Below are 17936 nucleotides of genomic sequence, written 5' to 3'. Positions count from 1 at the left end.
GTCTCTCCAAGTCAGTAAAAATCTAATTATTCAGAAGTTAGAAATATTTCTTTGAAAGTATGACTTTGGTTATCTACCAATGCATTGACGTTTTGGGGTAAATAGCCAGGATGATTGAGAGTCAAAACATAATTACCTAAATGAAGGTCTTCAAAAAAGAACAGCCCTTCTTTAGTGGTTAATATGGATTTTTCAGTTCCCCTCACAGCTACTTCTGCCGCTACCAGTGGCAGATTTGTCACTGCACTTTTGACAATACCCGCGATCGCAACTCGCCTAGTTAGAACTAAACTGTCACTATCACGAGATAATTGATTCCGCAAATTGAAAATCCGCTCCCAAACCAAAGGTACTGGAGTCGGTTGTGGCTCGAAGGGAATTGTAATTGTCAAATATAAGGCTGAACGCAATGGCACATTGAGAGCGCTCCACAAAGAGCCAATTTCAATTGGCGGCTCTAGGGCAACTGTCATGTTCAAATTACCATAGCCCCGTAACTCAGGAACCAAAAACTCCTCTTCTAAGGTGCGATGGCGCAACAGCACAGCCAACGCCTCACTAATAAAGTGATGCTCACCTAAAGCTGTTCTATCCCAGGCTGTTAATAGCAGTGAAACATCAAACCAAGCGGGTGCCCAATTTACGGTAGCAGGTTGTAGAGCGCGTGTTAGCTTGCGCTCTACTTGCCTGCCAGAATGTTGTACCTGCTTACTCTCACGTATATCAAAAATGTATAAATTGAGAGTCGGGCCTGCTCCCTCTTCCCTTCGATTACCAGGATGGCTAAAGTCAATTTGCTCTGTACTGGTAAGTGAGGTTCCTCCAGCTAGAATATCGGCTAAAGTTTGAAGAACGAAGATAAGCATGAAGGTGTTCTGCTGGTAGCTAATCCAGATGCTTCTACAGTATATGTATCAGTCTTCTAAAGTTAATTAGACTTTTGTCGATATTTTTCAATTGGGCATTGGGCATTGGGCATTGGGCATTGGGCATTGGGCATTGGGAATTGGGAATTGGGAATTGGGAATTGGGAATTGGGAATTGGGAATTGGGAATTGGGAATTGGGAATTGGGAATTGGGCAATAGTTATTCTCCCCCTGCCTCCCCTGCCTCCCTTGCTCCCTGCTCCCTTGCTTCTTCGCCATTCCCCATTCCCCATTCCCCATTCTCTAAATGATGGAGGGCTGGAAGATATTATATTTTCAAAAATCCGAAAAGTACGGACTTCAGTTTGTAGATTAGCCTGGGGCAATTCTTAATCGAATGCACAACATTTTTTCTTGTGGGGCGGGCGATACGCTTATCCTCATAAGATTTATTTCAGTGTGATAAATAATAAGTATTACTTAGCTATATATACTTAGATTGATAAGAAGTGCCTATGAATATAAACTTAATAATTCTTTGTATTAAGCATCCAAGAAGATAACTTAACAAAAAAATAAACATTACCGAGACTGCATAATTTTATACTGGTCAGCAGAAGAGTAAAATATTTGGTTGCAAAAAGCGAGTGAAGCTATGACACTAGGCTTTTCTGTACAAAAACTAGAGAATGGCTCGAATTATTTGAATTCCTCAGATATTCAGAGCTTTTGTCAGCTAGAGTCTCAGCAGTTAACTAGTCAATATCCAATCTTTTGCGCTCGGATTGTCTATCATGATTGCTTGCTGAAAAATCATCAGGAAGTTATTAATTATAGTCAACACCAAGCTCCATTTTCCCACAAAACTTTAGCTTATTTGCGCTCAGAAGCATGGTTAACAGATTTTCCGCCTGCTTTGACTTTGCATCAATTTACACTGAAGGATTTTTCATCTATTTCTTACATTTGTCCTATCGCCTATAGAAATCAAAAACCTGAATACATTCAAATCATTACTCATAAACCTCTCTCAGAGAATTTGCAGTTATACGTAAAACGCTCTGCTATCCTCCTGAGTAAATATGTAGATATTTACTTAGACTATGGAAGACAAAAAACTGAAATTCAACTCCTAGAAGATATCTTGCATCGGATAGGCCATCAATTGCGTAACTCTCTAGGTCTTATAGGATTGTATGCTCATAACTTATGCTTAGGGCTGGAGGATAGTCCTTGGCAAGGGCAAGCAACAATCATCAGTGAAAGTATACAAGATTTAGATACTAATTTAAATGAGCTTATTGATTGTGGACAAGGAGCAAAATTAAGAGTAAAATCTCAAGATTTGAGAAATTTGTTCGTTGAAAGTATTACAAATTTACAACCTCTAATTAATCAGAAAAAACTCAAAATATTGATTCCTGATACATCGACAATACTGAGGATAGACAAATTACAAATGAAACAAGTATTTGATAATATCCTCAGTAATGCCGTCCATTACAGTCCTAAATCAGCAACTATTACCTGTAACTGGCAAATTTTTCAAGATGAAGTTTTAATTAAAATTTCAGATCAAGGGCCAGGATTATCTCAAGAGGATTTACAAAAAGTATTTACTCCATTTTATTCTCGGCGGAAAGGAGGTACAGGACTAGGCTTAACTATTGCTAAAAAAATTGTTTTGGATCATCAAGGCAGTATTTGGGCACAAGCTTTGTCAGAAAGTGGAGCGCAATTTTCTGTAATTTTGCCTCGGACAAGGAGGGTGAATTAATTCGTAATTCGTAATAGAGCCTCCGGTACGCTCCGCGAACGTAATTCGTAATTAATAAAGATGAATAATGATAATAAGAAACTTTCAGTTTTGCTGGTAGATGATGAAGAACGGTTCCGGCAAGGGTTACGTACTCTTCTCAGTTTCTATAGTATTAATTCTGCGTTACCTGTAGAAGTTATGGGTGATGCAGATTCTGTAGAGCAGGTTTTAAAGTTTACAGCCCAGAAGTGTCCAGATTTAATTTTGCTGGATATGCAATTGAAGGGATGTGATGGAATTACGGTTCTAGCACGTCTTAAGGAAACTGCTTATACTGGCAAGGTTTTAGTGTTGTCGGCTCATCAAGAAGACGACTGGATTTTTAGAGCAATGCAGGCGGGAGCCGCAGGTTATGTGTTTAAAAATCGTGTAGCAACACAATTGTGTGAGGCGATTGAGACTGTTACAAGATCGGAGATTTATTTACCTTCAGAGGTTGCTAGTCGATTTTTCCGGTTTTTTCAGGCTTATTCAGACTCTTGCCTGAAAGCATGTCATAAAGTGCATTTAACCGAAAGAGAGCAAGAAGTTTTATACTGGTTAACTCAAGGTGCTTCTAATGAAAAAATCGCTAAACATTTATATGTAACAGTTGCGACTGTTAAGGCGCATCTCACCAGTATTTTTGAAAAACTGAAGGTTACTAGTCGGACTCAAGCTATTGTAGCTGCCCTCAAGTTAGGATTAGTTCACGCTTGATAGCTTTTTGAATTTTGAATTTTGAATTGTTTATATGCCTTCATTTGAATCTTTTTATCAAGAATACCCCTGCTCGTACAATTCTCCCTTAAATTGCGATCGCCCTTTTCAAACGGCGCAGCAAATTAAGGGGGCTAAGTTTTGCCTGGAATGTGGTTTTCCGGCGACTTTACCACAGGAGGCTGAGATTAAAGGAAGTCAGGGAACTTATAAAATAGCTAGTTTTATCGGTGTGCGGGGTTTAGGCCGCTTATACTCAGGCATCCAACTCAAAGACAAACAACCCGTCATCATCAAAGAATATCTGCTACCCAATCGTTGTTTTAATGAAAGCGAGACTTTGAAGCGCAAAGAGACTTTCAAGCGGGTAGGCGGGGTAAGTTTAGCCGATAGTCGAATTCAAAATTTCCGTCTTGTGGAAACTAAAGAAGCGATCGCAGATGAAAAGGGAGAACGCTGCTATATTATCACTCAAGGTATAGAATCATCCCAAACTTTAGGGAAATTTCTTATCGAGAAGGGCGCAATGTCATCTCCCGATGTGCGTGAGGTACTAAATCAAGGTTTGCAAACTCTCCAGTTTCTCCACACCCAAAAGCTGCGTTTTCCCTCCAATCAAACACAACTGGGTATAACTCACGGCAATATTAGTTTAGATAGTATTTTAATTAAAGTAGAAAATAATCAAAAATTCTCTATATATTTTTGTGATTTAGCTACCTGGGAAAACTTATTTATTCCACCAATTATTCCCCAACCAGCACCCGCCAGACCTGAGCAAGATTTAGAATCATTAGGATTACTAGCCTTTTATTTATGGGTAGGACGGACAACTAATTTTTCATCCAACCAGCCTCTTGATCCTAGAGATAATCAAAATTGGCCAGATACAGATAGCCATTTAAAGCAGTTTATTTATCACCTAATTGGGTTAGAAACTCCCTTTGAGAATGCTGAAATGGCTCGTCAAGCATTACTGCAACTTCCCAAAGAAGATGATGGCAAAAGTTCGGTGCGTTCTCCAGCTTCTCAAGCAATAGAAAAACGTTTGCCAATGCCTTTAATCCTGATCGGAATCCTGGCTTTATTACTACTCGGTGGAGGAATTTTATATTGGTTTTTGAGCAAGAAACCAGATAATTCTAATCAATATATACTATGGTCTAAACTTGTGCGGAATTTCTCAGAAGTCTCTAATGTTCCTTCTGGACAATTTACTTACACAGGAGAAAAAGACAGTACGTGGAGTTATATTTTAACGCAACCAGTAGACAACAGTCGTTTAGGAGAGTTATTGACTAGACCAAAGTTAGATGCGACAGCAACATTTAACTATGAATCTGTTTTGTCATTAAATGTAAATAATCCAATTAAAAGTATCGAAGAAGTCCAAATAAACAAAAAAGATTTTGCAATTACTAGTTTGGGAGACAACATCACAGATAAACTAGTTAAAAAAATAGTTGCTTATGATGGATTACTTGTTTTTGTAGCATTTAATAAGAGAGATTCAAATCTTGCTAATGCTCTTGGGGGACAAATAAATCTTGAGCAATTGCGTCAAATTTACACAGGTAAAATTACCAATTGGCAACAAATTAGTTCCAAACTTCCAAATCTACCAGTGAAACCTTTTGCCCCAACTGAACCAGAAGCAATCAGTAAATTTCAAGAAATAGTTCTCAAAAATGTCCCTCAAGACGAAGCTTTATTTGCAGCAAATGTTACTAAACTTGATACAACAAAAACCCAAAATCAGATTCGCAGTGAGACTTCAGAGGGGCGAACTACTGGTATTATAAGTTTTGGTATTATCAGTAAAACTTCGAGTCAGTGTACTGGTTATCCGCTAGCGATCGCAGATGGCAAAAAATCAGCGATTCAACCTCTGTTTCAACGGCGCGATCGCCGCTCAATTAATCCCTCAGATGATTTGTGTCAACATGATGATTATTATGTTGATGTCACAACTTTCCAGAGCTACCCGTTGGGATACCCTATTTTTGTAGTGTACCCTAAAGACACCAGTCGCCTGCCTGGTGGTTCTACATTTGCCCAGATGCTAACCACTCGTCAGGGTCAGTGTTTACTTAGCAAAGTCGGTCTTGTAGCTTTACAACCTATGCCTGATGATATAAATTCCTATGCCTGCAAATCGGTGCCCTAATCCTAGTTGCGAATATTTTAACCGCGCCCTACCCAACAATGCTAAGGTTTGTCCCTGGTGTTCCACTCCTGTGGGTAATGTAGTTGCCCCCACACCACAACCGCCTAGTCAACCACCGCCTATTCAACAACAACCTAGTCAACCACCACCTGTCCAGTATCAACGGCCACCTACAGAGCAACCTAACTATCAACCTCCCCAACAAGCCCCTGCTGATTATTCAACAGTCTATCAGCCACGGGTTTCCTATCAACCAACACCGCCTGCTTATACCCCTCCGCCTCAAAGAGCGCCAGCCTTAAAGCTGATTCATACCACTGGGAGAGAATTTCAACTCGTTGGCGAGGGAGGTTATATTGGTCGTCGCAGTCAGAGTCCAGGAATAGCGCCGCCAGAAATTGACTTGACCGGCATCCCCAGCGAGGGAATAGTCTCTCGTCGTCATGCGCGAGTCGATTGGGACTGGTCACAAAATGCATACATGATTGTTGACATGAGTACAAATGGTATTTATTTAAACAACAATCCTTTAAATCCTGGAATGCAATATCGTCTGCTTAATGGTGATGTACTGAGGTTTGGTCAGGATAATCTAGTTAATTTTACGGTGTATGTTGTGTAGTTAAAAGATATCAAATTTCCTGGGGTAGTTGATCGATCAGCTACCCTTAAATTTTGGCTAGCGATCAGCTTATAATATATGTACAGATTTATGTACATCAACTAATGTTGCCTTACAAAATCACATCCCCAACCGATGCGAGAAATGACTTTTTTAAGTTGTTAGAACTGGTAGCAGAAAATCATCAGGTGTATATGATTAACCGCCGTGATGGTGAAAATGTAGCCTTGATTGCTGAGTCAGATTTGGTAAGTTTGCTTGAGACAGTTTATCTTTTGCGTTCGTCGCAGACGTTGGCGTAGCCATCGCCTGCTAATGCGCGTCGTTTACTGGATGCAATAGAGGAGTCGAAAACAGGAAAAATCCAACCTCAAGCGATCGCAGAACTTCAGCAGGAGTTGGGGATTGAGCAGGAACTTGTCGGTATCACTATGAATAATGGCTGATTAACTACACTTCAATTTTAGCGATCGCTTCTGCTGGCGAGAGATTACCATAAATCACAGACAAAATCCCTGGCAGGTATTCATCCATCATCGTGACGTTGGCGTAAACTAGTCTTTGAATTAGTGCAAAACTGAGGCGATCGCCTTCGACATCAATACTAGTTTTGTAGCTAATTTCCCCGTCGATAAAATCTAACTCAAAATTGCCGATCATCATGCCAGAATTAGCTCTAGTTATAAATTCTGCTATATCCAGCCGCTTGCTTTCTGGTGCGTTCACTGGACAAATTGAGTAAAAAACGAATTGATTTTGTTCACTTCTGGCTCTAGCGTAACAATTCCATCTGCCATTTTCGCCTTGGAACGATATTTGTAAAGCTGGCTGTTCGGGAAGTTGTACAAAAGGCCAATCGTCGGCTGTGAAGAAATTGATTATTGCTTCAAAAATATTACCATTTGTAGGGGATAGTGGAAAATTTGCCTCGATTTTTTGTGTTATGTCATCAGAATTACTATCAGCTAACTCTGTCAAAAATTTCTCGATTCCTTCCAACATTTTGGCAGATGTTTTCTGAGTTTTGACAGATAAATTAGCTTCAGTCCAATCTTTAAAAAAGTTGACAATACCTTCAGCAATTCCTTCCCCATTGACACTTGTTTGAGCCAGATTTTCTGGACTAATATAAGACCAAAGAGTAAGATAGCCGATTTCGCCTGATTCTTGTTGCTGTTTAACAGATAAACCCAACCAACTTTCGGTAGAGAGAATTTGGTTAGCGGGTTGTTCTTGGCTTAAATTCAAGATATATTTTGCAGTTTCATCAATGTTGACTGCGTGTTCTGCTAATAGTGGTAATAAATCTGGTTTCAGACTGGTTTCAATGGTAATGTCTGGTTCGCTGAGGAATTTCCCAGATGATAGAGGGTTACGAACATCTGGTTTGAGATTGAATAAGGCGGCGGTGTCGATGCGTTCGTAGAGTTGCGGGTTGACTTGGAAGGTGAGGCGACACGCGATGACTTCGTTGTTTTGTGTGGTGAGGGATAGAGCGATCGCACGAACGGTTAGGGGGGTTTTGGAGAAGTCGTGTAGGGTTAAGTCTCCTTCTAACTGGAGATGTTCAAAGTTATTGGTCATCCTGTTTAAAAATTTTTGGTTAATATTAAAGATAGCAAGGATTTAGATAGCCATGAAAAACAGAGATCAAAATAAAATGAATGATGAATTAGCCCATGAATATGTTCATTTTAATTCTATTGGGAATTTAGTAAATTGCAAAGGAACTATTCAAAAGACAAAGGAGAATATCAAACCGCTTTATGACACTAATAAAATAATGGGTTATCAACTACTTTTAATAGAAAATACAATTGATGTTGAGGAAAAATTAATAGAATATAAATTTGAAGAAGTTACAAAAAGCAAATTTCCTTTCGTTTATGCCTTCGTACAGCCTGTTGAAAACAACCCGATAGACTTTGATCAGTTAATGGAAGAGTTAGATTACATAAGAGTTGATCTTTAAACCACATAGAGGTAAGAGTGATTAATGTAGTTTGGGACATGGAAACCAGCGATCCTGATGACTTCCTAACTCTACTCTTTTTAATTGGACATCCCCAGGTTAACCTTAAGGCAGTAACCGTCACTCCTGGTACACCCGATCAAATTGGATTAGTTCGACACGCACTCACCCAATGCTTTGGTTTAAATATCCCCGTGGGAGCTTATAACCTTGAGCATGGGAAGCAGTGCGTTTCTGGATGGCACTACAAAGTCTATGGAAACATACCTCCCTCCTATGATGCTGAACCGGGAGGTGAGGTTCTGCTGCGTTGCTGCGACGAGAATACAACCCTGATTACGGGTGCGCCTCTTAAGAACCTTGGTGTCGCTATAACCCTTAGTTCAATACCAGGCAAAGAAGTATTGAAACTGGGTCGTTTAATTACCCAAGGGGGATTTGCTGGTGAAGGTGTGATTCCTCCTGAACGGCAATTGGAGAAGTTCAAGGGGATGGTGACTTGCCCTAGCTATAACCTCAACGGAGATCCGAAATCGGCGTTGGCAGCTTTAGAGTATTCGGGTATTGGTATTAGACGTTTTGTGTCTAAAAACGTATGTCATAAAGTTTACTATGACCAAGAGATCCACAAACATTTTGAGACTATCAAGGACAAAAGTAAATCTCTTACCTACATTTGGCAGGGGATGAATGCTTACCTAAAAAAGAAGCCTGGGGGGAAAAAGTTTCACGATCCTTTAGCTGCTTGTTGTGCTATTGATGAATCTATTGGGACTTGGGCTGAAGTTGATCTGTACTGCCATCATGGACAATGGGGAGCAAAATTATCTCCTGGGACAAAAACCTGGATTATTACTGACTACGATCGCGAAAAGTTTATCCAAACTCTCACTGCTTATTAGCAATAAAGGTGAAGGTTTTATCATCTTTAAACGAGTTACAAAATAGGTGAAAGAAGACCAGCATAGAGTCCTGCATTGAGGTCTATTATAATGTCTCTTGCTGTTGTCTCCCCTTCTGGAGTTATTTGGTAAGCAACCAGCGTTGCTTCAGTTCCTTGAAACACAATTACTGGTTTATTTGAAGTCTTGCCACTCTTAGCTAACTGATAACCTACATCCTCTCCAAGGATATATCTTGTTGATGCAGTCACAAGTTGTATTTGATTTGCTTTCGTTATACCGCTAACTTTAGTTACCCCTTGCCTAACTATACCTTCTCCTTCATCTTCTGTGTGTATTGTTTGTTGTAGCAGAAGAAGTTTAAATTTAAGGTTAGGATATTCATTCGTCTCTAGTATTTCGTTCGCGGTTTGGACTAAGGCGTTTCTAGAGCCACCGCCTACTAGTGTCTCTGCTATGGCTATGGTAATATTCTCATTTTTTTGGCCCTCCATAATTTCCCGAATTTTAGCTTTAAGATCATACTGCTGCTGAACTTTGTAATTTTTATCTGTTTTCGCATTAAGTTGTATAACTTCTTCTCTCGTGAGTAATCTTTTTTCAATTTTTTGACTAGGAATTTTGTTTCCTTTTGTTAGCTGATCTGCTAAGAATGATCCTCCACGTTCAAGGCTCAGTAAATAGCGACAATCTTTCATTTTTTCTTGAAGCTTATTGATAGCTTTTTGATTATCCTCTATGAAAGGAGCATAAATAACACCTTGTAGCTCTGTCCATGTCTTGTCTTCACCTCTGATTTCGTCGTAAGTCTGCTTTCTCTTGTTTAGTTCTGTATCCAATAAACCAGGCTCAAAACTATTAAATTGTTTTTTAAGCCAATCACCATAAATAGCTTCATCCTTGTTGCTATTCTTACTCTTATTAGATTCAAACAATATTTTCTTAATCGTTGCGGATTTTCGCTGGCCATCCTGTAGAGGTCCGGACTTTGAATCTTTTTTAGGGTTAATCTTTGCTTCTATATGGTATTTGTTGTTTTTCTGTTTTACTAGCGCGATTGAAGTTAATTTATAGGTTGATTGGATAGCTGGTAATTTCGCTTTAACACTATCAGGCGTAGCACCCTTTTCTTCCATTATCTTCTCAGCTTCGACGATAGCTCTGTCAACATCAGCTTTCTTCTGATCAATTGTGCGTTCATTGGCCTTGTGATTTTTGGCTTGTTTCTCCTGACTATCCTTATCCTTACCAAATCCAAACTTATCTTTGACTTTATTGCCAAACTTATCAAACTTATCCTTGACGGATTTTTTCTTGCCGTCAACCCACTGCTTACCAGCTTCCTTCTTATCCTCAACCCACTGCTTACTAGCTTTATATTTTTCCTTGGCTGATTCTGTCAAGGTTCCTACTTTCTTGCCGAACTTGCTCTTCTTGAACTTGTTACTAACTCCCTCTTTCTTATCATTAACCCACTGTTCGGCGGCTGCTTTCTTATCATTAACCCATTGCTGACCAGCTTCCTTTTTATCCTCAGCCCACTGCTTACCGGCTTGATATTTCTCCTTCGCCGAATCTTTCAGTTCTCCAGCCTTCTTACCTACTTTGCTATTCTTAACCTTGTTACCAACTTTCTTAAACGCCTTCGCACCTTTATCAATTAACCAATCAACTGCTTTTTCCATCGGTTTCCGCAGTTTCTTGAATATTGCCTGAATCTTGCCGGCAATTCCATCTAAGCCTAAAAGACTTGCTAGGAAGCTGATGACAACTGGTAAAGATTTAGCAAGGGCATTTTCAACACCTTTGATTGCTTGATCGAGCGCACCACTAGCGATCGCACCAATGGCATCTAAAATAGCATTAATTAAATCGGCAATCTGCTGGGCGCGTTCAATAAAGAATTTGACAATATCATAAATCGCCTTAGCAGCTTTGATGAAGCCTGCACCCGGAATTAACAAGCCGATAACCCACTCAATCCCGGCTGTAATCACCTTTTCAATGATAAAGTTCTTGATGGGTTCGATCACCAAGGCGTTGAGATCGCCCATCATCTCTTGGACAAACTCCCACATCCCAGCCACTCCCTTACTGGCTAAGACTTGAAATATCTCAACAGTTTGTTCCAATCGGCCAACCTTTTCTTCACCCAATCGTTTCACAGCTTGGGCGCGAATTGCTTCATACGTGAAGCCCAAAAGCTGCATTGCTAGGCTAAAGATCCCTTTGAGATCCAAGTTTTCTGGCATTTGAATCCCAGCTTCTGCCATTGTGCCAGTCAGCCAACCAATTAATCCTTGCTGGAGGTGCTTCCCGATATTATTCATGAAGTTGAGGAAGCCTTGCTTCAGTGCCTGAATCAAATTACTCAAGAAACCAATCGGGTTTTTGAGGATTTGCCCAATTACGCCAGCAACTCGCGCTAGCACTTCTAAAAGCATTTTGGTCAGTTCGATGATCGTCTTGATGACTCCCACGATAAAGTCGAAAGCTTTTTGAATAAAACCTTTATTTGCCTCCTTCATCTCTTCAATGCGGGCATCAACAGCTTCCAAGTTCTCTTTATACTTCTGCGCTAGGGTGTCAATTAGATCATCCTGCTTATCGTCAACACTTTGTTGCAATTCTTCAAATTTGCTCTCAATGTCTGCGGCGGCTTGTTGACCAACTCCTTTCAAGTCTTGCGGCAGTTTGTTGACATAATTCTGAATCTCCAACTTCCCACTGGCAATTTCTGCTTTGGCTTGGGTTAGTCCTTTACTAATAATGGCGACAACATTGTTAATTACACCATCCATCTGATTAATGTAAAGCTGCCGTCCCTCTTGATAGAAAGCGTTCACCTCTGAGGGCATACCAAACAATTTGTCCCACACCCATTTTGCTGGGCCTAAAATGCCGCTATAGCGATCGCTCTTATATTTGTCCATCCGCTTGCCAACGTAATCCTCGAAGGCTTTCTTCGCGTCAGCAGCACCAGTATCAAAGGCTTGGATAACTTGCCCGTCTAGTTCACCCAGGGTTTTTTCAACTTTGGCTTTGGTATTGTCATAAATCTTATTAATATCACCAGCAACTTTCGTCCGTGCTTGCTCATCCTTGCCCTTGGTTCCCACTTGCTGATCTCCAACCTGACCCAGGTTTTGAGTCCGTGTACCATGCATTGCTTGCAGATGCTTTTGGGCTGTAGTTTCCGCCGTAGCTTGAGCGGTTGCGAGGATGCCTTGCTCTTGTTGGCGATATTTGGGCGGCGCTTCTTGTGCATTGGTTTGGGCATCTTTCTTGGCTGCAAGTGCCCCTTGGAACTCCGGTTCATTGGAGTTGGCCAATTGCTCCTCAGTAATATCCGCCTCTTTCATCTGCTGGTCAAGTTTTTTACTGTCATCTTGCAATGGGGCTTCGACTTCAGCCTGTCCCTTAGATTTAGGTGCTGCTTTGTCTGCACCGATATCTGACGGCGGTTGTCCAGGGTTAGTCTGTGGCAGTGGCGTTACTTTTTTTGCCTCAATGCCACTGGTGTCAGGTTTTTCTTTGGTTTTCTCTTCTAGCGGTTCTTGAGAGTTTTTCTGCTCGTCTTTGACTTGGCCACTCAAATCGCTCTTAACTGAGTCAAGTTTATTATTATTTTTAAAGTTGTCCGCTTCTTCCAAGTTCTTGGGAGCCATATCAGCAATGCGTTGCATCAGTTTGGCTTTGAAAGCGGCAGCATCAAATTGTGGGGTTTCAGCCTGCCCCATTTCGCCAACTTGATTGGCTTGTGCCTTGCTGTCTACTTCATTCCCAGGGGCTTGGGCGGCAGCTTGAGCTTCCTGGGCTTTGCTATTAGCGGGTTCGTGTTTCTTCTGCTGTCCTGCGACTTCTTTAGTTGTGCCGACTACTGCTTGGAATGCTGGGTCATTTTCAGCAGAAGCGGGAGCTTTTTCACCACCTGCTTCTGTTCCAGGCTTACCTACAACTGCGACTTTTCCTGCCTGATTCTGCCCTTGTTCAGCATTAGCCTGATTAACTGCTGGCTTTGACTGCCCTTGGTTATCTGCCTGAGTTTCTTTCTGAGCCTTATTTTTATTCGGGTTTACTGATGGATTCCCAGAAGCGTCTGCTGGAGGTGAATTTGTTCCTGCACCAGCCCCATTTGCTGGAGGTGAAGCTACTGCCACAGTTTTATCTGCGATCGCTTGACGTTGCCCTTGTCCTTGTTCAGAATTAGCCTTATTAGCTGTTTGCTCTGGCTGTACCTGTTTATCTGGCTCGGTTTGTGAAGGAGGATTATCTCTGCGTTGGATTACTGGTTGATACCCAGAAGGGGAGTTAAGCAGGGCTTTAGCTTGGATCTTGTTTTTTTTAATCCCTTGGTCGGGAAGCAACTTACGCCCAAGGGCACTACCATTTTGTTGGACAACGTGAGTTAATTCATGGGCTAGTAATTCCTTCCCACCGTGACTCCCAGGAGCATATTCTCCTTGACGGAAGAAGATATCTTGCCCAGTGGTGAAAGCCCGCGCTTGGATAGATTGGTTAAGTTGGTCAGATTGGCTATCTGTATGGATTTTGACACCACCAAAGTCAGCACCAAACGCCTGCTCCATTGGTTGCCGGACATCATCAGTGAGTGGCTGTCCACTTCCTCGTTCTTTTTGGATTGAGGTTTCCAAGTCGGAGGTTGCTGCCATTCCACCACCCTTACGTTGCACCACAGGAGTAATGGAACCCGCCACGGATTTCATTTGTAATTCTTCCTCTTCCTCTGGCAAAGCTTCCCGTTGGATAGACTGCCTCTGCATCACCTGGTGCGCTACTTTATCAGCCTCCTGCTCGTAAATGTCTCCAGGTTGGTTAACTGTAAGTTTTGTTTGTAGACGCAGTGACATTCGACTAATGTCGTGGGTGAGAGGTTTGTTTAGGAATTGCATCCCAACTGCTTGAGGCTTCATTTGTAATTCTTCTTCATCTTCCTCTGGTAAAGCTTCCCGTTGTAGTGAGGGAATATTGGCATCGGAAAGGGATTTCATTTGTAATTCTTCTTCATCTTCCTCCGGCAAAGCTTCCCGTTGTAGTGAGGGAATATTGGCATCGGAAAGGGATTTCATTTGTAATTCTTCTTCATCTTCCTCTGGCAAAGCTTCCCGTTGTAGTGAGGGAATATTGGCATCGGAGAGAGATTTCATTTGCAATTCTTCATCTTCCTCTGGCAAAGCTTCCCGTTGTAGTGAGGAAATATTGGCATCGGAAAGGGACTTCATTTGTAATTCTTCTTCATCTTCCTCCGGCAAAGCTTCCCGTTGTAGTGAGGGAATATTGGCATTGGAAAGGGACTTCATTTGTAATTCTTCTTCATCTTCCTCCGGCAATTCTTCTCGTTGGATAGACTGCCTCTGCATCACCTGTTGCGCTACTCTATCAGCCTCCTGCTCATAAACATCTCCCGGCTGGTTAACTGTGAGTTTTGTTTGTGGGCGCAATGATATTCGGCTAATGTCGTGCCCTAGAGGTTTTTTAAGCTGCACCTCAGTAGTTGCTTGAGATGAAGCACCAGGAGAATTTAAACCAAAACCGCGTGTTGGTTGTTTGAGTGTAGGTATTGAGAAGGAGCCTGTAGTAGCTTTTTTGTGCTGTCCTAAGCGTTCTCCCATTTTATTCTCCTGATGACCGAGCAGTAAGGGGGCGAATATCTTGTTAATACCAACATACATCTAGAGTACTGCGATCGCACTCATCAAGCAATTCACCCAAAGTCTAAATTTTGGCCAAGTTGATTAATTAGCTAACACACCCGACAACAGCGATCGCAAGACTATTAAGACAGTCTCTACTAGATAAGGCGATCGCACTTTGCGGATATCTTAAGAGATCGCACTACGCATTCTAAACCATTAACAAAGTTGCTAATTCTGGATATTTACAGAAAAACCCATCAATGCTGGCTAATTTCGCTTGATGTTCAATGGCTGTGGCGATAATAATTCTGTCAAAAGGATCTCGATGAATGGGTGATAAATTAACAGCACTTGACGCGATCGCCGCAGTTAAGGGTAAAAGAGAGATTCCCGAAGGTTCTAAGGCTTCCTGAAACCATTGATTCACCGGACTTGGTAATAATAAACGTCCTCTTTGTTGGGCTAAAGCTACTTCATAACAGGATACTGGCGAAATTCCCACCTGATTGGCTGTTTCTATTATTTCTAACCATGAAGTTGGAAATTGATCTAATTCTCGATTAATATACCAAATCCAGATATGAGTATCTAGGATAATTATTTCAGACATTCCCAATCTTGGTCATTAACAAGTGCATTTACCAAGTCTCCTAATGTTTTTCCCTTACCAGCAATCAAGGGTGAAGGTTGACGGCGTTTTTGAGGTTGGGGTGGGATCTCTTCTAGAATTGAGATCATAATTCGAGCGGACTTAAGAGGGGGTTTTTCGCTTAACCACGTTATTTGACCATTTTCATAAAGGGCTTCGTATTGCATGGGTTGAGTGATTGTTCAATCTTTGAAATATTATAACGGTCATTTGTTAGGTCGTTCCTCAACCCAAGCGACAAGAACGCGATCGCACTTCATTAATACACCCTACAAGATCGGGCGATCGCACTACGAGCAGAAGCTGGCAGCCTGAGTAATTAGATTGTTAGCCCACCCATCAATAAGCGTGAATTGACTGCGGATCTTTCGGGGGATTTTTTTATAGTCATTGCTTCCCACATTATAATACTCAGTATTCCCTGCGTTTTCCCTTATTCCGACTGTTGCAGTCCTGTTATGCCCGTCTACATTGAACCATGCAAAAGCATCGTCTCCTTTGCCCCCATTCCTAATTGTAAAATGGAACTTTGTCATGTTTACGCCGGTTGGATCGAACATTGCCGAAAAATGAAAATCCCACTGTTGTATGCGGTCGATCTCCCACACCGCTATCGTTCGCTCTGCTGTACCTAGTTTCCAGCCTGGATGTAATGACTGAATCGCACTTTTTATCTGTACTTTTGGTACACTGACTCGCTGCACTACCGAACCGAACGATGACGACAAAATTTTGGGGGATCGGTGGTGTTGCTGCTGGTTTAGAGGCTGAGGCGATCGCTGCACCGCCCCCCCATTCTGCTGCACAACATGGGTCAACTCATGCGCCAACAACTCTTGACCGCCCCGACTCCCAGGATTATATTCCCCTTGGCGAAAGAACACATCCTGTCCCGTCGTGAAAGCCCGCGCCTGAATTGACCGATTCAACTGGTCAGATTGACCATCTGTGTGAACCTTCACGCCACTGAAATCTGCGCCAAACGCCTGTTCCATCGGTTGGCGGATGTTGTCTGCAAGGGATTGTCCACTACCTCTTGCTTGGTTTATGGACGTTTCTAAGTCTGGTGTAGCAGCCATCCCAGCCTGACGCTGCACCATCGGCTTCATCTGTAATTCTTCCTCTTCCTCTGGCAATGCTTCTCGTTGCAGTGTGCGATTATCCAGAGATTTCATCTGTAATTCTTCCTCTTCCTCTGGCACTTCTTCTCGTTGCAGTGTGCGATTGTCCAGAGATTTCATTTGCAATTCTTCTTCCTCTTCCTCTGGCACTTCTTCTCGTTGCACCAAAGGCGTGATGGAATTTGCCAGAGGTTTCATCTGCAATTCTTCTTCTGGCACTGCTTCTCGTTGGATAGACTGACGATTTACAGGTTGCGCCATTCTTTGCATTACCTGCTGTGCTACGCTATCAGCTTCCTGTTCGTAAATGTCTCCAGGCTGGCTAATTGAGAGTTTTGCTTGCCTACGCAGTGGTATGCGACTGATATCGTGAGTAACTGATCTATCGAGTGGTTGTAGTTCAGGAACCGGTTGGCGTGAAATTGCCGACGATTCCAAACGAAAACCGGGTGTTGGGTGTTTCAGGGATGGAATTGAGAAACTTGTAGTAGTTTTTTTCTTGCGGCTGACGTGTTCTCTCATTTTCTTCTCCTGTTGCCCAAGTTTTAACTAGATATTCTACTGTTACTAATATTTAGAGTACTGCGATCGCATTCATCAAGCAATCCAGGCAAAAACTAAGTTCGACTTTTGGCTACTTTTGATTCTGATGCAGTACCTTTAGCCTGGATTCTAGGAGAGGTTTTTTATTTATGGACTCAAAACAGCAACAAAGTTTTTTCACTTTCGATGGAGATGTTGGCGGTACTGCTGGATACGCCGGGGTTTCGGCTGCATCTGATGCTAGTAAGGCGGCTAAAACGGCAAGTAAATATCTCAACGACTCACGGCTGATGAACCAACTCACAGAACAAGTATATAGACTTTTACTACAAGACCTGCGATCGCAGCGTGAAAGGGTAGGTAGTTATGATTCTCAAAGGTGGTTGTGATGGCTACAGGCGCTAACAATGGCAACATTACTCACGAATTAAATTATGTCACAACTAATCGTTTCTACGTAGAGATAGACAGTTCTATTGCTGCATCTTTCGCTGAATGTTCAGGATTAAGTGTTCAAATTAAGAAAAATGTTTTTCAGGAAGGTGGTGTCAACGACCAACAAAGAATTTATTTAGGTCATACAGAATTTGCAGACATAACTCTTAAACGAGGATTTACCGATCATCCAGGTTTTTGGAACTGGATGAATGCAGTTTTTGACGAACAAAAGAAAACATCTCGGCGTAATGTCAATATTCTGATTTTCAATCAAGCTGGTGAAACTATGATGAGTTGGACTTTGATTGGTGCTATTCCTATAACTTGGAAAACACCTGCACTCCAAGCAGATGGGAAAGCAGTTGCAATTGAAGAATTAACTTTAGCTTATGAAGGGTTACAAATTGCAAGGTCTACAGGAGGAGGTACTTCTGTACAACGAAATCAAAAGACAGGATATTTTGTTTCTAGTTAATTGGC

16 protein-coding genes and 1 pseudogene are annotated in these 17936 nt (G+C 41.7%); 10 read left to right on the top strand and 7 right to left on the bottom strand.

The annotated features are described in order from the left end of the window. Positions 1-26: 26 nt before the first annotated feature. Positions 27-866 (bottom strand): Pvc16 family protein, encoded by an 840-nt coding sequence (locus V7K98_RS17835; protein WP_335024090.1) that lies wholly within the window; start codon positions 864-866, stop codon positions 27-29. Positions 867-953: 87 nt separating this feature from the next. Further along, a complete protein-coding gene (locus tag V7K98_RS17830; protein ID WP_335024088.1) occupies positions 954-1160 on the bottom strand; it encodes a hypothetical protein in 207 nt (68 codons plus the stop codon). 362 nt (positions 1161-1522) lie between these two features. Between V7K98_RS17830 and V7K98_RS17825 the strand changes: the two genes are divergently transcribed. The 5 genes and pseudogenes from V7K98_RS17825 to V7K98_RS17805 all read left to right on the top strand — a co-directional run bounded on the left by V7K98_RS17825 (position 1523) and on the right by V7K98_RS17805 (position 6620). Beyond that, a complete protein-coding gene (locus V7K98_RS17825; RefSeq protein ID WP_335024086.1) occupies positions 1523-2644 on the top strand; it encodes a sensor histidine kinase in 1122 nt (373 codons plus the stop codon). Between the two features lie 60 nt (positions 2645-2704). After that, positions 2705-3385, top strand: a complete 681-nt coding sequence (locus tag V7K98_RS17820) for a response regulator transcription factor (RefSeq protein ID WP_335024084.1) — start codon at positions 2705-2707, stop codon at positions 3383-3385. Between the two features lie 34 nt (positions 3386-3419). Next, positions 3420-5552 carry a substrate-binding domain-containing protein gene (locus V7K98_RS17815; RefSeq protein ID WP_335024082.1) on the top strand — a complete coding sequence of 711 codons (2133 nt, stop codon included), beginning with the start codon at positions 3420-3422 and terminating at the stop codon, positions 5550-5552. Beyond that, entirely contained in the window at positions 5530-6174 is a 645-nt protein-coding gene (locus V7K98_RS17810) for an FHA domain-containing protein (RefSeq protein ID WP_335024080.1), read from the top strand. Before V7K98_RS17815 ends, V7K98_RS17810 begins: the two co-directional genes overlap by 23 nt. Positions 6175-6278: 104 nt before the next feature. After that, positions 6279-6620: pseudogene (locus tag V7K98_RS17805) on the top strand (type II toxin-antitoxin system Phd/YefM family antitoxin). Between the two features lie 4 nt (positions 6621-6624). Here the strand turns inward: V7K98_RS17805 and V7K98_RS17800 are convergent. Then, positions 6625-7758, bottom strand: coding sequence for a YbjN domain-containing protein (locus V7K98_RS17800; RefSeq protein ID WP_335024078.1), 1134 nt, complete (start codon positions 7756-7758; stop codon positions 6625-6627). Between the two features lie 52 nt (positions 7759-7810). Between V7K98_RS17800 and V7K98_RS17795 the strand changes: the two genes are divergently transcribed. Continuing rightward, positions 7811-8146 carry a hypothetical protein gene (locus V7K98_RS17795; RefSeq protein ID WP_335024076.1) on the top strand — a complete coding sequence of 112 codons (336 nt, stop codon included), beginning with the start codon at positions 7811-7813 and terminating at the stop codon, positions 8144-8146. Between the two features lie 17 nt (positions 8147-8163). Beyond that, positions 8164-9048 (top strand): nucleoside hydrolase, encoded by an 885-nt coding sequence (locus V7K98_RS17790; protein WP_335024073.1) that lies wholly within the window; start codon positions 8164-8166, stop codon positions 9046-9048. A gap of 35 nt (positions 9049-9083) precedes the next feature. Here V7K98_RS17790 and V7K98_RS17785 read toward each other — a convergent pair whose 3' ends face one another. From V7K98_RS17785 to V7K98_RS17775, 3 genes are all read right to left on the bottom strand, one after another. Continuing rightward, a complete protein-coding gene (locus V7K98_RS17785; protein WP_335024071.1) occupies positions 9084-14681 on the bottom strand; it encodes an eCIS core domain-containing protein in 5598 nt (1865 codons plus the stop codon). A 232-nt stretch (positions 14682-14913) separates the two neighbouring features. Continuing rightward, positions 14914-15315: a type II toxin-antitoxin system VapC family toxin gene (locus V7K98_RS17780; protein ID WP_335024069.1), complete on the bottom strand. Its 402-nt coding sequence runs from the start codon at positions 15313-15315 to the stop codon at positions 14914-14916. Next, entirely contained in the window at positions 15303-15521 is a 219-nt protein-coding gene (locus tag V7K98_RS17775) for a hypothetical protein (RefSeq protein WP_335024067.1), read from the bottom strand. Before V7K98_RS17775 ends, V7K98_RS17780 begins: the two co-directional genes overlap by 13 nt. A 7-nt stretch (positions 15522-15528) precedes the next feature. Here V7K98_RS17775 and V7K98_RS17770 point away from each other — a divergent pair, with 7 nt between their 5' ends. Further along, a complete protein-coding gene (locus V7K98_RS17770) occupies positions 15529-15669 on the top strand; it encodes a hypothetical protein (protein WP_335024065.1) in 141 nt (46 codons plus the stop codon). Here V7K98_RS17770 and V7K98_RS17765 read toward each other — a convergent pair. After that, positions 15645-16997, bottom strand: coding sequence for an eCIS core domain-containing protein (locus V7K98_RS17765; protein ID WP_335024063.1), 1353 nt, complete (start codon positions 16995-16997; stop codon positions 15645-15647). The two genes, V7K98_RS17770 and V7K98_RS17765, sit on opposite strands and share 25 nt — an antisense overlap. 170 nt (positions 16998-17167) lie before the next feature. Between V7K98_RS17765 and V7K98_RS17760 the strand changes: the two genes are divergently transcribed. Both V7K98_RS17760 and V7K98_RS17755 read left to right on the top strand, forming a co-directional pair. Next, positions 17168-17407: a hypothetical protein gene (locus V7K98_RS17760; RefSeq protein WP_335024061.1), complete on the top strand. Its 240-nt coding sequence runs from the start codon at positions 17168-17170 to the stop codon at positions 17405-17407. Beyond that, entirely contained in the window at positions 17407-17931 is a 525-nt protein-coding gene (locus tag V7K98_RS17755; RefSeq protein WP_094342397.1) for a phage tail protein, read from the top strand. Before V7K98_RS17760 ends, V7K98_RS17755 begins: the two co-directional genes overlap by 1 nt. The last annotated feature ends 5 nt before the right edge of the window (positions 17932-17936 follow it).

The sequence above is a fragment of the Nostoc sp. genome (genome assembly GCF_036917435.1).
Lineage (GTDB): Bacteria > Cyanobacteriota > Cyanobacteriia > Cyanobacteriales > Nostocaceae > Nostoc.
The sequence above is the reverse complement of the archived record's forward strand: the minus strand, read 5'-3'. Positions and strand labels throughout refer to the sequence as shown.

Excerpts from the sequence above, each read along its gene's own strand:
- V7K98_RS17835 (WP_335024090.1), bottom strand. The coding sequence starts at position 866 with ATGCTTATCTTCGTTCTTCAAACTTTAGCCGATATTCTAGCTGGAGGA.
- V7K98_RS17830 (WP_335024088.1), bottom strand. The coding sequence starts at position 1,160 with ATGGGGAATGGGGAATGGCGAAGAAGCAAGGGAGCAGGGAGCAAGGGA.
- V7K98_RS17825 (WP_335024086.1), top strand. The coding sequence starts at position 1,523 with ATGACACTAGGCTTTTCTGTACAAAAACTAGAGAATGGCTCGAATTAT.
- V7K98_RS17820 (WP_335024084.1), top strand. The coding sequence starts at position 2,705 with ATGAATAATGATAATAAGAAACTTTCAGTTTTGCTGGTAGATGATGAA.
- V7K98_RS17815 (WP_335024082.1), top strand. The coding sequence starts at position 3,420 with ATGCCTTCATTTGAATCTTTTTATCAAGAATACCCCTGCTCGTACAAT.
- V7K98_RS17810 (WP_335024080.1), top strand. The coding sequence starts at position 5,530 with ATGCCTGCAAATCGGTGCCCTAATCCTAGTTGCGAATATTTTAACCGC.
- V7K98_RS17800 (WP_335024078.1), bottom strand. The coding sequence starts at position 7,758 with ATGACCAATAACTTTGAACATCTCCAGTTAGAAGGAGACTTAACCCTA.
- V7K98_RS17795 (WP_335024076.1), top strand. The coding sequence starts at position 7,811 with ATGAAAAACAGAGATCAAAATAAAATGAATGATGAATTAGCCCATGAA.
- V7K98_RS17785 (WP_335024071.1), bottom strand. The coding sequence starts at position 14,681 with ATGGGAGAACGCTTAGGACAGCACAAAAAAGCTACTACAGGCTCCTTC.
- V7K98_RS17780 (WP_335024069.1), bottom strand. The coding sequence starts at position 15,315 with ATGTCTGAAATAATTATCCTAGATACTCATATCTGGATTTGGTATATT.
- V7K98_RS17775 (WP_335024067.1), bottom strand. The coding sequence starts at position 15,521 with ATGCAATACGAAGCCCTTTATGAAAATGGTCAAATAACGTGGTTAAGC.
- V7K98_RS17765 (WP_335024063.1), bottom strand. The coding sequence starts at position 16,997 with ATGAGAGAACACGTCAGCCGCAAGAAAAAAACTACTACAAGTTTCTCA.
- V7K98_RS17760 (WP_335024061.1), top strand. The coding sequence starts at position 17,168 with ATGGACTCAAAACAGCAACAAAGTTTTTTCACTTTCGATGGAGATGTT.
- V7K98_RS17755 (WP_094342397.1), top strand. The coding sequence starts at position 17,407 with ATGGCTACAGGCGCTAACAATGGCAACATTACTCACGAATTAAATTAT.